Origin of the sequence: Burkholderia sp. AU45388 (assembly GCF_030481585.1) — a bacterium.
Lineage (GTDB): Bacteria > Pseudomonadota > Gammaproteobacteria > Burkholderiales > Burkholderiaceae > Burkholderia > Burkholderia sola.
On sequence record NZ_JAUJPV010000019.1, the window covers coordinates 23139 to 37159 of the forward strand.

At 69.1% G+C, this 14021-nt stretch carries 12 protein-coding genes; 4 read left to right on the forward strand and 8 right to left on the reverse strand.

What is annotated here, in order from left to right:
* The first annotated feature begins 31 nt into the window (after positions 1-31).
* The gene (locus QZM72_RS25635; RefSeq protein WP_301739545.1) at positions 32-916 is read left to right on the forward strand and encodes a LysR family transcriptional regulator; all 885 of its coding nucleotides are present in this window, start codon (positions 32-34) and stop codon (positions 914-916) included.
* Here the strand turns inward: QZM72_RS25635 and eutC are convergent.
* From eutC to QZM72_RS25655, 4 genes are all read right to left on the reverse strand, one after another.
* Entirely contained in the window at positions 909-1706 is a 798-nt protein-coding gene (gene eutC / locus QZM72_RS25640; RefSeq protein ID WP_089466337.1) for an ethanolamine ammonia-lyase subunit EutC, read from the reverse strand. The two genes, QZM72_RS25635 and eutC, sit on opposite strands and share 8 nt — an antisense overlap.
* Positions 1703-3100 (reverse strand): ethanolamine ammonia-lyase subunit EutB, encoded by a 1398-nt coding sequence (locus QZM72_RS25645; RefSeq protein ID WP_301739546.1) that lies wholly within the window; start codon positions 3098-3100, stop codon positions 1703-1705. Before QZM72_RS25645 ends, eutC begins: the two co-directional genes overlap by 4 nt.
* 100 nt (positions 3101-3200) lie before the next feature.
* Positions 3201-4613, reverse strand: a complete 1413-nt coding sequence (gene eat, locus QZM72_RS25650) for an ethanolamine permease (RefSeq protein WP_089466335.1) — start codon at positions 4611-4613, stop codon at positions 3201-3203.
* A 232-nt stretch (positions 4614-4845) separates the two neighbouring features.
* On the reverse strand, positions 4846-6309 hold the full coding sequence (locus QZM72_RS25655; RefSeq protein ID WP_301739547.1) for a mechanosensitive ion channel: 1464 nt from the start codon (positions 6307-6309) through the stop codon (positions 4846-4848).
* Between the two features lie 276 nt (positions 6310-6585).
* Between QZM72_RS25655 and QZM72_RS25660 the strand changes: the two genes are divergently transcribed.
* Positions 6586-7467: a GyrI-like domain-containing protein gene (locus QZM72_RS25660; RefSeq protein ID WP_301739548.1), complete on the forward strand. Its 882-nt coding sequence runs from the start codon at positions 6586-6588 to the stop codon at positions 7465-7467.
* 184 nt (positions 7468-7651) lie between these two features.
* On the opposite strand, the gene QZM72_RS25665 is transcribed toward QZM72_RS25660, so the two are convergent.
* A complete protein-coding gene (locus QZM72_RS25665) occupies positions 7652-8044 on the reverse strand; it encodes a zinc ribbon domain-containing protein (protein WP_301739549.1) in 393 nt (130 codons plus the stop codon).
* 10 nt (positions 8045-8054) lie between these two features.
* Positions 8055-10583: a heavy metal translocating P-type ATPase gene (locus tag QZM72_RS25670; RefSeq protein WP_301739550.1), complete on the reverse strand. Its 2529-nt coding sequence runs from the start codon at positions 10581-10583 to the stop codon at positions 8055-8057.
* Between the two features lie 82 nt (positions 10584-10665).
* Between QZM72_RS25670 and cadR the strand changes: the two genes are divergently transcribed.
* Entirely contained in the window at positions 10666-11097 is a 432-nt protein-coding gene (gene cadR, locus QZM72_RS25675) for a Cd(II)/Pb(II)-responsive transcriptional regulator (RefSeq protein WP_089466330.1), read from the forward strand.
* Between the two features lie 68 nt (positions 11098-11165).
* Positions 11166-11738 (forward strand): PadR family transcriptional regulator, encoded by a 573-nt coding sequence (locus QZM72_RS25680; protein ID WP_089466329.1) that lies wholly within the window; start codon positions 11166-11168, stop codon positions 11736-11738.
* A gap of 45 nt (positions 11739-11783) precedes the next feature.
* Here QZM72_RS25680 and QZM72_RS25685 read toward each other — a convergent pair whose 3' ends face one another.
* Positions 11784-13214, reverse strand: a complete 1431-nt coding sequence (locus tag QZM72_RS25685; protein ID WP_089466328.1) for an FAD-binding oxidoreductase — start codon at positions 13212-13214, stop codon at positions 11784-11786.
* Positions 13215-13229: 15 nt separating this feature from the next.
* On the reverse strand, positions 13230-14018 hold the full coding sequence (locus QZM72_RS25690; protein WP_301739551.1) for an ABC transporter substrate-binding protein: 789 nt from the start codon (positions 14016-14018) through the stop codon (positions 13230-13232).
* Positions 14019-14021: the final 3 nt, after the last annotated feature.

Here is a 14021-nt window from a genome sequence, read left to right on the forward strand (position 1 = left end):
CCGTGCGTTGCCCCGCACACCGTTCGATTCGATGGAAAACCTCACCGGCATCGTCGCGTTCGTCCGTGCCGCCGAAGCGCTGAGCTTCGTCGCGGCCGGCCGTGCGCTCGGCATTTCGGCGTCCGCCGTCGGCAAGACGATCGCGAAACTCGAGCAGTCGCTCGGCGTGCGCCTGTTCAACCGCACGACGCGACGCGTGACGCTCACCGACGAGGGGCGGCATTTCTACGCGCGCTGCCAGCGGATCCTCGAGGATTTCCGCGACGCGGAGGCAACCGTCACGGCGTCCGCGCAGCGCCCGCGCGGCAAGCTGCGCGTGAGCCTGCCGGTGATCGGCTACCGCTTCCTGCTGCCGGTGCTGCCCGAGTTCCGGCAGCGCTATCCGGACGTCGAGCTCGATCTCGATTTCAACGACCGGATGGTCGATGTCGTCGAAGGCGGCTTCGACGCGGTGATCCGCAGCGGCCCGCTGTCCGATTCGAGCCTGATGTCGCGGCGGCTCGGCCCGTTCGCGTTCGTGCTGTGCGCGACGCCCGCGTATCTCGCGCGGGCCGGCACGCCGCGCACGCCGCGCGAGCTCGAAGCGCACGACTGCGTGCGCTACTGCTTCCCGACCACCGGCAAGCTGCAGGACTGGGCGCTCGCGGCCAACGACGGCACGCCGCTCACGCTGCGCACCGCGATGACCTGCAACAACATGGAGGCGCTGCGCGGCGCCGTGCTCGCGGGGCTCGGCATCGGCTACATGCCCGACTTCCTCGCGCGCGACGCGCTCGAACACGGCGCGCTCGTCACCGTGCTCGACGACTACCGGATCGCGCCGGGGCAGTTCTCGATCGTGTGGCCGTCGAGCCGGCAGTTGTCGCCGAAGCTGCGCGTGTTCGTCGATTTCCTGTGCGAGCGGCTGTTCAGGTAGTCGCGCCGATCCGCTCCGCTTGCGCCGGCGGCAGCAGCGCGTCGCTGTCGTCCTTCAGCCCGACGCCCGTCAGCCCGAGGCGGCGCGCGTGCGTCATCAGGTAATGCAGCTTGTGCGCGGCTGCCGCATGCGGCAGCCCTTCGGGCCGCACGTTCGAGATGCAGTTGCGCAGCGCGTCGTGACAGCCGACCTTCGGCGCCCACGTCAGGTACACGCCGAGGCTGTCCGGCGAGCTGAGCCCCGGCCGTTCGCCGATCAGCATCGCGACCACCTTCGCGCGCAGCAGCTCGCCGATCTCGTCGCCGAGCGCGACGCGCGCCTGCGTCGCGACCACCACCGGGCCGATCCGCCAGCCGTCCGCGTCGAGCTTCGGCCGCACGGCCTGCAACAGCGGCAGCGCCTGCTTCGCGGCCGCGAACGCCGACAGCCCGTCGCCCACCACGAACACGACATCGGGCGCGTCGTCGAGCGCGGCCCCGTAGCCGGCCAGCAGCCCGCGGCTGTCGTCCGACAGCTTGCGGCCGAGATCGGGCCGGCGCAGGTAGTGGTCGCGGTCGGGCGCTGCGCTCTGCACGCGCAGCGTCGGCAGCATGCCGGCCGCCTCGATCTCGCGCCGCAGCGCGTCCGCGTCGAGCGGCTGATGCACCGCGTCGCGCGCCTGCGCATGCGACAGGTTGAAGGCCAAGAGCGGCGCGGTCGGCAGGCTGTTGCCCGCGCGGCCGAGCGCGATCCGCGCGTTCGTGAACGACTTCAGTTGCGCCCACGGATTCTTCTCGACGGCGTCGCTCATGCGGAAATCCCCATCCAGTCGTTCGCGCCCGCGAGCAGCGGCACGCGTGCCGACGCCGCGCGCAGCGCGCCGTGCGCGTCGGCGATCTCCATCGTCTCCAGCCATTCCTCGAATTCCGGCGCGCGGCGCAGGCCGAGCACCTCGCGCACGTACAGCTGATCGTGGAACGACGTGCTCTGGTAGTTCAGCATCACGTCGTCCGCGCCCGGAATCCCCATGATGAAGTTGATGCCGGCCGCCCCCAGCAGCGTCAGCAGCGTGTCCATGTCGTCCTGGTCGGCTTCCGCGTGGTTCGTGTAGCAGATGTCGCAGCCCATCGGCACGCCGAGCAGCTTGCCGCAGAAGTGATCCTCGAGCCCCGCACGGATGATCTGCTTGCCGTCGTACAGGTATTCGGGCCCGATGAAGCCGACCACCGTGTTCACGAGGAACGGCTCGAACTTGCGCGCGACCGCGTACGCGCGCACTTCGCAGGTCTGCTGGTCGACGCCGAAATGCGCGTTCGCCGACAGCGCGCTGCCCTGGCCCGTCTCGAAATACATCAGGTTGTCGCCCACCGTGCCGCGCTTGAGCGCCAACGCGGCCTCGCGCGCCTCGGCGAGCAGCGCGAGCGAGATCCCGAAGCTCGCGTTCGCCTTCTCGGTGCCCGCGATCGACTGGAACACGAGATCGACCGGCGCGCCCTTCTCGATCGCCGCGATCGTGTTGGTCACGTGGGTGAGCACGCACGACTGCGTCGGCACGCCGTAGCGCTCGCGGAACCCGTCGATCATCGCGAGCAGCTTCACGATCGCCGCGAGGCTGTCGGTGGCCGGGTTGATGCCGATCATCGCGTCGCCGCAGCCGTACATCAGCCCGTCGAGCATCGACGCGGCGATCCCCTTCACGTCGTCGGTCGGATGGTTCGGCTGCAGCCGCACCGACATCCGGCCGGCCAGCCCGACCGTGTTGCGAAAGCGGGTGACGACGCGGCGCTTCCTCGCGGCCGCGATCAGGTCCTGGTTGCGCATCAGCTTCGACACGGCCGCGACCATCTCGGGCGTGAGCCCCGGCGCGATCCGTTCGAGCGCCGCGCCGTCGGCCGCGGGCGACAGCAGCCAGTTGCGGAAATCGCCGACGGTGAGGTGCGAGATTTCGGCGAACGCGTGCGCGTCGTGATCGTCGATGATGAGCCGCGTGACCTCGTCGTCTTCATACGGGATCACCGCGTCGTTCAGGAACGCCTTCAGCGGCACGCCCGCGAGCGCGATCTTCGCGGCGACGCGCTCCTCCTCGCTCGCCGCCGCGACGCCGGCGAGCTGATCGCCGGAACGCAGGGGGCTCGCCTTCGCGAGCAGCGTCTTCAGGTCCGCGAAGCGGTACGTGCGCGGACCGATCGTCTCCGTATAGGACATCGTTCGAATCTCCTTGCCAAAAGCCGACGGCGCGCCCGTTCGACGGGGCGCGCCGGATGCCGTCAGGAACGGCCTTTCACGTTCGCCGTCGTCACCGCGCTCACTCCTCCAGCAGCGCGTCGCCGGGCGCGCTCGCGCGCTGCGAACGGGTCGCGAGGAAGTACGCGTAGCCGACCGCGAGGAAGCCGACGAACACCAGCGCGACCAGCCCGTTGAAAACCACCATCGTACCGAGGCAGACGAGCGCCGCCAGGATCGCGAAGGCCGGGAAGATCGGATACAGCGGCGCGCGGAACGGCCGCTCCAGGTTCGGCTGCGAGCGGCGCAGCTTGAACAGCGCCGCCATGCTCACGATATACATCACGATCGCACCGAATACCGACATCGTCACGATATTCGCGGTGAGCGTCTGCCCGCCGAACTGGATCAGCTCGTCGCTGTAGATCGCGGCAATCCCGACCACGCCGCCCGCGAGGATCGCGCGATGCGGGGTCTTGAAGCGCGGATGCACCTTCCCGAGCCATTCGGGCAGATAGCCTTCGCGGGCCAGCGCGAAGATCTGGCGCGAATAGCCGAGGATGATCCCGTGGAACGACGCGACGAGCCCGAACAGCCCCAGCCACACGAGCATGTGCATCCAGCCGCTGTTCGCGCCGACGATGTACTTCATCGCCTGCGGCAGCGGATCGTTGATGTTCGCGAGCTTGGTCCAGTCGCCCGCGCCGCCGGCGAACACCATCACGCCGATCGCGAGCGCGACGAGGGTCAGGATCCCTGCCACGTAGGCGATCGGAATCGAGCGCTTCGGATTCTTCGCTTCCTCGGCGGCCATCGCGACGCCCTCGATCGCGAGGAAGAACCAGATCGCGAACGGAATCGCCGCGAACATCCCGTGGAACGCGCCCACGCTGAAGTGATCGGCGCCCGACCAGCCGCCCTTCGTGAAGTTGCTCCACGAGAAGCCCGGCGACACGACGCCCATGAACACCAGCAGCTCGAAGATCGCGAGCAGCGTGACGACGAGCTCGAAGGTCGCCGCGATCTGCACGCCGACGATGTTCAGCGCCATGAACACGAGATACGCGCCCATCGCCGCGTGTTTCGGTTCGAGCCCCGGAAACTGCACGTGCAGGTACGCGCCGATCGCGAGCGCGATCGCGGGCGGCGCGAACACGAACTCGACGAGCGTCGCCGCGCCGGCCAGATAGCCGCCGGTCGGGCCGAACGCGCGGCGCGCATACGCGAACGGGCCGCCCGCGTGCGGGATCGACGTCGTCAGCTCGGTGAAACTGAAGATGAAGGTGGTGTACATCGCCGCGACGAACAGCGCGGTGATCACGAAACCCAGCGTGCCGGCGCTCGCCCAGCCGTAGCTCCAGCCGAAGTATTCGCCGGAAATCACGAGGCCGACCGCGATGCCCCACAGTTGCCAGGTCCCGAGCGTCTGCTGAAGCGCGGGCTGGCCGGCGGACTTGGCGCCGGCGGCGGGCCGGCCATTCGACTCTGCTTTCATCGGACTCTCTCCTCAAAGGCGCCGGCCTGCGGGCCCGCGCGACTGAGAATCGATGCTAGAGAGTCATTAAACGACGTGTTATCGAAATTCGGCAAAGATCGCGGCTGACATTTCGCTTGCAGAAATGCTTGCGGACACGCTGGCGGTACCGCTCGCGGCAACCTCGGCCGCGCGCGTTGCCACGCCGATCCGGCCCGCGCGATGCGGGCCGGATCGGCCATGCCGGCCGGCGCTACTGGCCGCCGCCGCGCTGATTGAACCAGCGGTCGAGCAGCTTGCCGGCCGCTTCCCGGCCGCCGAGGCCGAACGACAGCGCAACCGCCACCGCGATCGCGCCGAGCACGAGGCCGAACGCGAGCTGGACGATTTCGTTCGCGATGCCCATCGCGCGCAGCCCCATCGCGAACACGAGGCCGAGGATCGCGAATTGCGCGATACGCGCGAACAGCACGCTGTGCTCGCGGTCGGCCTGCTCGATCACGCGGCGCGCGAGGCCCGCGAGCCACACGCCGATCACGAGGATCACACCGCCCATCAGCACGTGGCCGCCGAATTCGATGAACAGCGTGACGACGTCGCGCACCTGCGTGAAGCCGAGCCGGTTCGCGGCCTCGACCGACGCGAACAGCATCGCGAAGAACACGATCAGCCGCGCGACCAGCACCGACGGCTGCAGGATGCCCGAGAACACGCGCTCGACACCGAGCACGGCCGGCAGCCCGTCGACGCCGGCGGCTTCCAGCAGCTTCTGCGCGAGCGACGCGACGAAGCGCGCGAAGTAGAACGTGACGAGCACGATCACGATCGCCGCGACGATGTCCGGCACCGCGCCGAGGAACTGGTTCAGCATGTTGGTCGCGGGGATCGAGATCGCGTCGATCTTCAGCGCGTCGAGCGCGGAGATCAGCGTCGGCACGAACACGAATACGTAGACGATCGTGCCGACCAGGCTCGACACGCGCACCGGCGTCGGGCTGTCGATGCCTTGCGTGAGGCGATCGGCGCCGGCGGCGACCAGCAGGTTCGTCACGAGGCCGCGCAGCACGCGCGCGACGATCCAGCCGACGAAGCCGATCGCCGCGGCGGCAAAGATGTTCGGCACGATCGCGAGCAGCTTGTCGACCATCCCCTGCACCGGCGAGAGCAGGCCCGACAGCGCGAACGACGCGAGGATCGCCGGCAGGAACATCAGGATCACGAGCCAGAACAGCACGTCGCCGAGATAGCCGCTCATCGGCTGCATGCCGGCGCTTTCGGACAGCGTGGCGTCGACCTTGCTCGCCTTCAGCGCGCGGTTCGCGAGGCTGCGCAGCAGCGACGCGATCAGCCACGCGATCAGCGTCAACGCCGCGCCGCCGATCAGGTTCGGCAGGTAGTTGACGATGTGCGTGACGAGCAGCGAGAACGGATTGGAGACCGCGTACAGGTTGAGCACGTTGAAGATGCCCACCGCGGTGACGAGCAGCACGAGCCAGAACAGGCCGCTGGCGACGATGCGTTCGACGCACGCGCCCTGGCCCGTGCTGTCGGTGATCCGCTGATCGACCTTCAGCGCGTTGAGCAGCCGGAGCGCGCCGGCCCGCACCGCGACGGCGATCAGCCAGCCGATCACCAGGATGCCGATCGCGCCGGCGATCTTGGGCAGGTATCCGCCTAGCGTGGCCTGCAGCGACGTGATGAAGCTGGAAGCATCCATTTCTTCTTCTCCCGAAAACGTGGTGTGGCGATTGAACATCGACGAACGACCTGCGTAATTCGAAAAGCATGCTGCCCCGTCCGAGCAACTTACCCGAGAAAAATGACGCGTTCACCCAATTTCACCGTCTTTAACTTTAGTCGGTGATCCCGGAGGGGCAAGACCCTATTTCGTCGGAAATCAAAAAGGGGCGAATCGTCGGGTGTCCGACATTTCCGCAAGATTTGTCCATTCCGCCCGTGCTACCGTGGCGTCGGTTCCAGCCCGGACACGCCGATGACCCCAGCCGACACGAAAACCGATCCGCCCGCGTGGGTGCGCTATGCGGCGAGCGTGGCGCGCGTCCATGCATACATCAGCGCGCATCTCGACGGCCCGCTCGACCTGAACCGGCTCGCCGAAATCGCGTGCCTGTCGCCGTATCACTGGCAGCGCGTCTACCGCGCGCTGTACGGCGAATCGATCGTGCTGACGGTGCGACGCATGCGGATCGTGCGGGCATCCGAGGATCTGGTCTGCACCACGCGGCCGCTCGACGAGATCGCGCGGCGCGCGGGCTACGGTTCGACGCACGCGTTCGCACGGGCGTTTCGCGACGCGTACGGCGTGCTGCCCGCGCAGCATCGGCGCACGGGCGCCCACCGGCCGATTTATCCACTACAGCGAGGAGAGGCAGACATGTTCAAGCACGAGGTCGAGATCCGGCGCCTGCCGGAACTGCGCGGCTACGCGGTGGCGCACACTGGCGCGTACATGAAGGTCGGCGATGCGTTCGGGCAGATCGGCGCGTGGGTCGGGCAGCACGGGCTGATCGAGCCGGGTGCGAAGATGATCGGGATTTTCTACGACGATCCGGACACGACGCCTGAAGCGCAATTGCGCGCGAAAGCGTGCGTCATGCCGGCCGACGGCGCGCCGGACGTCGCGCCCGTGCCGCCGGTCGAGCGGGTGACAATCGCGGGCGGCGAATACGCGGTGCTGTTGCATACCGGGCCGTATGCGGACCTGCAGACCGCTTACCAGTGGCTCTACGGCGACTGGCTGCGTCACTCGGGCCGCGAAGCCGCCGACGCGCCGCCGTTCGAGCTGTACCTCAATACGCCGATGGATACGGCGCCGGCCGACCTGCGCACCGAAATTCACCTGCCGCTACGCTGAGCGACGGATGCGTCGTGGCGCCGTGTATCTGAACGGACCGCGACGATATTGCGGTGCGAGCATGCCCGGGACGACATCGGGCATGCCGGTGCGCCGGCTGTCGAACGAAGCGCGCCGGCCTGTGCGTATGCTCGGCCGGCGCGAACGTGCGGTGCGAACGTGCGGCGCGAACGTGCGGATAGCTTCAGGCAGCCTGCGTCCCGCAGCCGGGACAGAAGCGCGCGTCGGCCGCCAGCGCCGCGTGACAGCGGCTGCAGGCGCTGCCGCGTTGCGCCGCGCCGCACTGCGTGCAGAAGCGAGCATCGGCTGCATTGAGTGCGCCGCAGCCCGCGCAGGCGAGCTGGCTCAGCGGCATGTTGCCGTCGTGGCCGCGTTGCCCGTTGCCGGCATCGGCCGCCTGCCAGCCCCAGCCCCAGCCGTGGCGGTTGCGGTCGCGCGCATCGTGGCCGCCGTGCCCGCCCTGGCGCGCGCCGCCGTGATGCGCGCCGCCGTGGCCCCCGTTTCCGCTATTGCCGTGGCCGTGCCCGCTGCCATGATCACCGCCGCGGCCGCCAAGAATCCGCTTCAGAAAACTCATCGCCCGCGCCTCAACGCGTGGCCCGGGCATCGCCGAACGCCCCGGAGGACGACAGCAGCCGCAAGCCGTTCGCCACGACGATCAGGCTCGCGCCCGCGTCGGCGAAGACCGCCATCCACATCGTGCCGAGCCCCGCGACCGTGAGGCCGAGGAAGACGACCTTCACGCCGAGCGCGAAGCCGATGTTCTGCACCAGCACGCGGTGCGTCGCGCGCGACAGCCGCACGAACGCGGGGATCTTGCGCAGGTCGTCGTCCATCAGCGCGACGTCGGCCGTCTCGATCGCGGTGTCGGTGCCCATCGCGCCCATCGCGAAGCCGATGTCGGCGCGCGCGAGCGCCGGCGCATCGTTGATCCCGTCGCCGACCATCCCGACCGCGCCCGCGCCGCCCGCCGACAGTTCCTCGACCGCCGCGAGCTTGTCTTCCGGCAACTGGTTGCCGCGCGCGTCGTCGATGCCGGCCTGCTGCGCGATCGCCAGCGCGGTATGCGGGTTGTCGCCCGTCAGCATCGCGGTGCGGATGCCGAGCGCGTGCAGCTCGGCAATCGCGGCGCGGCTCGTGTCCTTGATCGTGTCGGCCACCGCGAAGATGCCGAGCACGCGCGTGGCGTCGACCAGCACGACGACACTCTTGCCCTGCCGCTCCAGCGCGTCGAGCTTCGCCTCGAGCGCCGTCGAGCAGCGCTCGAGTTCCTCGACGAGCCGGTGATTGCCGAGCCAGTAGCGCGTGCCGTCGATCGTGCCGCGCACGCCGCGCCCGACGATCGCTTCGAAGTCCTGTACGTCGGCGAATGCGGTCGTGCCGGCGTCGCGGGCCGCCGCGGCAATCGCCTGCGACACCGGGTGATCGGAGCGCGCCGCGAGGCTCGCGCCGAGGTGCCGCACGCGCGCCGCGTCGACGTCGTCCGCATGCACGTCGAAGTCGGTCTGCACCGGCTTGCCGTGCGTGATCGTGCCGGTCTTGTCGAGTGCGAGCCACGCGAGCTTGCGCCCTTCTTCCAGATAGACGCCGCCCTTCACGAGAATCCCGCGCCGCGCCGCGGCCGCGAGGCCCGACACGATCGTCACCGGCGTCGAGATCACCAGCGCGCACGGGCACGCGATCACGAGCAGCACGAGCGCGCGGTAGATCCAGTCGTGCCACGCGCCGCCCATCACGAGCGGCGGCGCCACCGCGACCAGCAGCGCGACCGCGAACACGATCGGCGTATAGATGCGCGCGAACTGGTCGACGAAGCGCTGCGTCGGCGCCTTCGCGCCCTGCGCTTCCTCGACCGCGTGGATGATCCGCGCGAGCGTCGAGTGGGCCGCGACGGCCGTCACGCGGTAGTCGAACGAACCCGACTCGTTGATCGTGCCCGCGTAGACGGCGTCGCCGGCGGTCTTGTCGACGGGTAGGCTCTCGCCGGTGATCGGCGCCTGGTTGACCGTCGAGCGGCCGGCGACGACTTCGCCGTCCAGCCCGATCCGCTCGCCCGGCTTCACGCGCACGACCGCGCCGAGCGCGACCTGCGCGGCCTCGATCGTGCGCCACGCGCCGTCGGCCTGCTGCACGGTCGCGGTGTCCGGCGCGAGCTGCATCAGCCCCTGGATCGCATTGCGCGCGCGGTCGAGCGACTTCGCCTCGATCAGCTCGGCGATCGTGAACAGCACCATCACCATCGCGGCTTCCGGCCACTGGCCGATCGCCATCGCGCCCGTCACCGCGATGCTCATCAGCGCGTTGATGTTCAGGTTGCCGTTGCGGATCGCGATCCAGCCCTTCTTGTATGTGGTGAGCCCGCACGCGAGCACTGCGGCGAGCGCGAGCGCCGCGGACAGCCACACCGGCAGCCCGGCCCAGGTCGCACCTTCGGACGCGATCGCGGCGACGCCGGCGAGCGCCAGCGGCCACCACGGTTTCGCGGGCGGCGGCGCGATGGGCGCGGCCGTTGCGTCGGCCGACGCCGCTTCCGGCGTCATCCCGAGCGAGCGGATCGCGCTTTCGATCGCGGGTTGCGCGCCGGGCACGTGCTCGACGCTCAGCATCCGCTGCATCAGGTTGAATTCGAGCGCCGATACCTGCTCCATCCCGCCGAGCTTCTTGCGGATCAGCGTTTCCTCGGTCGGGCAGTCCATCTGCATGATCCGGAACGCGGAGCGCACGTGACCCGACGCGGTCGCCTGCGCGACCGGCAGCGGCGCGAGCGTCAGCGCGGCGGGTGCGCAGCAATCGCCGGCCGCGTGGTCGTGGTCGTGGTCGTGGTCGTGACCGGCATGGTCGTGCGCGGCGTGGTCGTGCGAACACGTGGCGCCATGCTGATGCGTATCGTCACGCGCCTCGTGGTGATCGTGGTCATGCCCCCTGTCGCCATGTGCAGCGTGATCGTGCCCGCGGCCATGATCGTGATCGTGTTCATGGCCGTGCGCGCGCTCGCCGGCCGCCGGCACCGCATCGGCCACGGTCGCCGTCTGCGTGTCGCGCGTATCCGCGCAGCACGCATCGGCGCCGCCGGCATGACGGTGTCGTGGGTCGTGGGGACGCTGGGCGTCGGTCATGACAACCTCCTTTGATGGCTTGACGGTGTAGAGTTAACACCCTGAAGCCACTACAAGGTCAACCCTTACACGGGAGAAAGGCATGAAGATTGGCGAACTGGCCAAAGCGGCCCGCTGCACGCCCGAGACGATCCGCTTCTACGAGAAAGAGGGCCTGATGCCCGATGCGGAGCGCACCGATTCGAACTACCGCAACTACACCGACGTGCACGTCGAGCGGCTGCGCTTCATCCGCAACTGCCGCGCGCTCGACATGGCGCACGACGAAATCCGCGCGCTGCTGCGGCTCACCGACACGCCGGCCGACCGCTGCGATTCGATCAATTCGCTGCTCGACGATCACATCGGACACGTCGACGCCCGCCTCGCGGAACTCACGCATCTGCGCGACCAGCTGACCGAATTGCGCCGCCAGTGCGTCGGCGAGCATTCGGTCGAGGAGTGCGGCATCGTGCACGGTCTCGCGACGATGGAAACCGTCGCACCGGCCGCGAAGCGCTCGCATCTCGGCTGAAAGCCTTGTCAAATAAGATAGTCCAATAGAGAATAGTTATATTATTACTAGATATAATTTAACTATTCATGTCCATGAGTCGCCCGTCCCCGCTCGCGCTGGCCGTCCTCGCGACGCTCACCGAAACGCCGATGCATCCGTACGGGATGCTGCAGCAACTGAAGGCCCGCGGCTACGACGAAGTCGTCAACGTGCGGCAGCGCACGAGCCTGTACCAGACGATCGACCGGCTGCTGCGCGACGGGCTGATCGTCGTGCACGACACCGAGCGCGACGGCGCGTTTCCGGAGCGCACGGTGTATGCGCTGACGGAAGCCGGACACACCGCAGGGCAGGCGTGGCTGCATGCGTTGCTCGCGGAGCCCGCGCGAGAATTTCCAGCGTTCGGCGCCGGCCTCGCATTCCTGCCGCTGCTCGACGCGGAAGATGCGCGTCACCAGCTCGAGCTGCGCATCGCACGGCTCGACGCCGAGCGCGAGCGGCTCGAAGCGCTGCGCGCCACCGCGCAGGCCGACCAGGTGCCGCGCTTGTTCCTGCTCCAGAACGAATATGCGCTCGTGCTGCTCAATGCGGAGCTCGACTGGGCACGCAGCGTCGTCGAACACCTGAAGATCGGCGCGCTGCGCTGGGTGGACGGCTGACGCGCGGCGCCAGCCGTTTTCCGCGAGGAACGCGCGTCGGCGCGGTCAAAGCACCTTGCCGGGATTCAGGATGCCGCGCGGGTCCAGCGCGGCCTTCAGACGCCGCATCAACCCGATTTCCGCGTCGCTGCGCGTGTGCGCCAGATAAGGACGCTTGAGCACGCCGATCCCGTGCTCGGCCGACACCGAGCCGCCCATGTCGCGTACCACCGCATACACGCAGTGATCGAGCGCATCGGCGTCCGCGTCGGTCATGTCGGCGAGCGACACGCCGATATGCACGTTGCCGTCGCCGACATGGCCGAAGAACAGGCACGTGAGCGCCGGCCAGCGCGCCCGCAACGCCGCCTCGCAGCGTTCGGCGAACGCGCCCAGTTCGCCGGTCGGCAGACTCACGTCGAAATTGACGAGATGCGGCAGCGCATCGATCGCGAGCCCTTCGCGCAGCGTCCACCAATCGCGCGCCTGCCGCTCGGAGGTCGCGAGCACCGCGTCGTCGACGAGCCCCGCTTCAAGCCCCGCGGCCAGCCCCGCTTCGAGCGCCTGGTGCGCATCGCCGCCCGGCGCGCTCGTCGCGCATTCGATCAGCACCGCGAAACCGTCGTCGCCGATGAACGGCGCCGTGACGCCCGGCGTATGGCGTGCGACGTAGTCGTAGAACGCCGGCCACATCGCCTCGAAGCTGACCACTTCCGGCAGCGTGCGCACGCGGTTCCACAGCGCCACCACCGCGTCGTAGTCGCGCACGCGGCAGAGCGCGGTGGCCGGCGCCGCGAGCACCGGATGCAGGCGCAGCACCGCACGCGTGACGACGCCGAGCGTCCCTTCGCTGCCGATGAACAGCTGCTTCAGGTCGTAGCCCGCGTTGTTCTTCAGCATCCGGTTCATCGACGACACGACCGTGCCGTCCGCGAGCACCGCCTCGAGCCCGAGCACCTGCTCGCGCATCATCCCGTAGCGGATCGCGCGCGTGCCGCCCGCATTGGTCGCGAGCATGCCGCCGATCTGGCACGAGCCGCGCGCGCCGAGATCGACGCCGAACGTGAAGCCCGCCGCTTGCGCGGCCTCCTGCACCGTCTGCAGCGGCGTGCCCGCGCGCACGGTGATCGTGCCGGCCGCCGCGTCGAGCGCCTCGACGCCCGCGAAGCGCTCCATCGACAGCACGACCTCGCCGCCCAGCGCGATCGCGCCGCGCGCGAGCCCCGTCAACCCGCCTTGCGGCACGACCGGCTGGCCGAGCCGCGTGCACAGCGCGAGCGTGCGCGACACGTCGTCGACACTGCGCGGGCGCACCAGCGCACGCGGCCGCACGCCGGCCGGCTCGTTGTACGCGGTGAAGTAACGCGGATCGATATCGGCCGCGCGCGTGACGAGCGCGTCGCCCAGTTCGGCGGCGAGCACGGCATCGACGGCCCCGCCCGGCAGCGGCCTGCCGTCCGGTTCGCTGCCCGCGGCGTCCGGGTTCGAGGTCGGCATCGTGCGAGGCTCCGCTTACTTCGTCGAGATGTCGATATCGCCGAAATACTTCAGGCCGAGCGACTTCACCGTGCCGTCCGCCTTCAGCTTGTCGATCGCCGCGTCGAGCTTCGCCTTCAGCGCGTCGTCGCCCTTGCGCAGGCCGAACGCGATGCCGCTGCCGAGGATCTTGTCGTCGTGCACCGGCTGGCCGACGAACGAGAAGCCCTTGCCGTCCGGGCGCGACAGGAAGCCGCGCTGGCCCGACGGCGCGAGCACGAGCGTCGCGTCGAGGCGGCCCGCGACCAGATCCGCATACGCCTGGTTCTGGTCCTGGTACGCGACCACCGTGACGCCGGCCGGCTCCCAGTGCGCCTTCGCGAAGGTCTCCTGGATCGACGCCTGCAGCACGCCCACGCGCTTGCCCTTCAGCGATTCCGGCGTCGGCAGCAGCCCGCTGCCGGTGCGCGCGATCAGCTGGGTCGGCACGCGATAGATGATCGTCGTGAAGTCGATCGCCTGGCGACGCTGCTCGGTCGCGTTCATCGCCGAATTGATCGCGTCGAACTTGCGGCCCTTCAGCGCCGGAATCAGCCCGTCGAACGAGGTCTCGACCCATTTGCACGACAGCTTCGCCGTCTGGCAGACGGCATTGCCGACGTCGATGTCGAAGCCCTGCAGGTCGCCGTTCGGCGCTTTCGATTCGAACGGCGGGTATTGCGCTTCGAGGCCGAAGCGCAGCGTCGGCGCATCGGCGAGCGCCGCGCCGGAGCCGATGGCGCACGCGAGTGCGAACGCGAGTTTCAGGGTGGCCGTGTGTTTCATCGT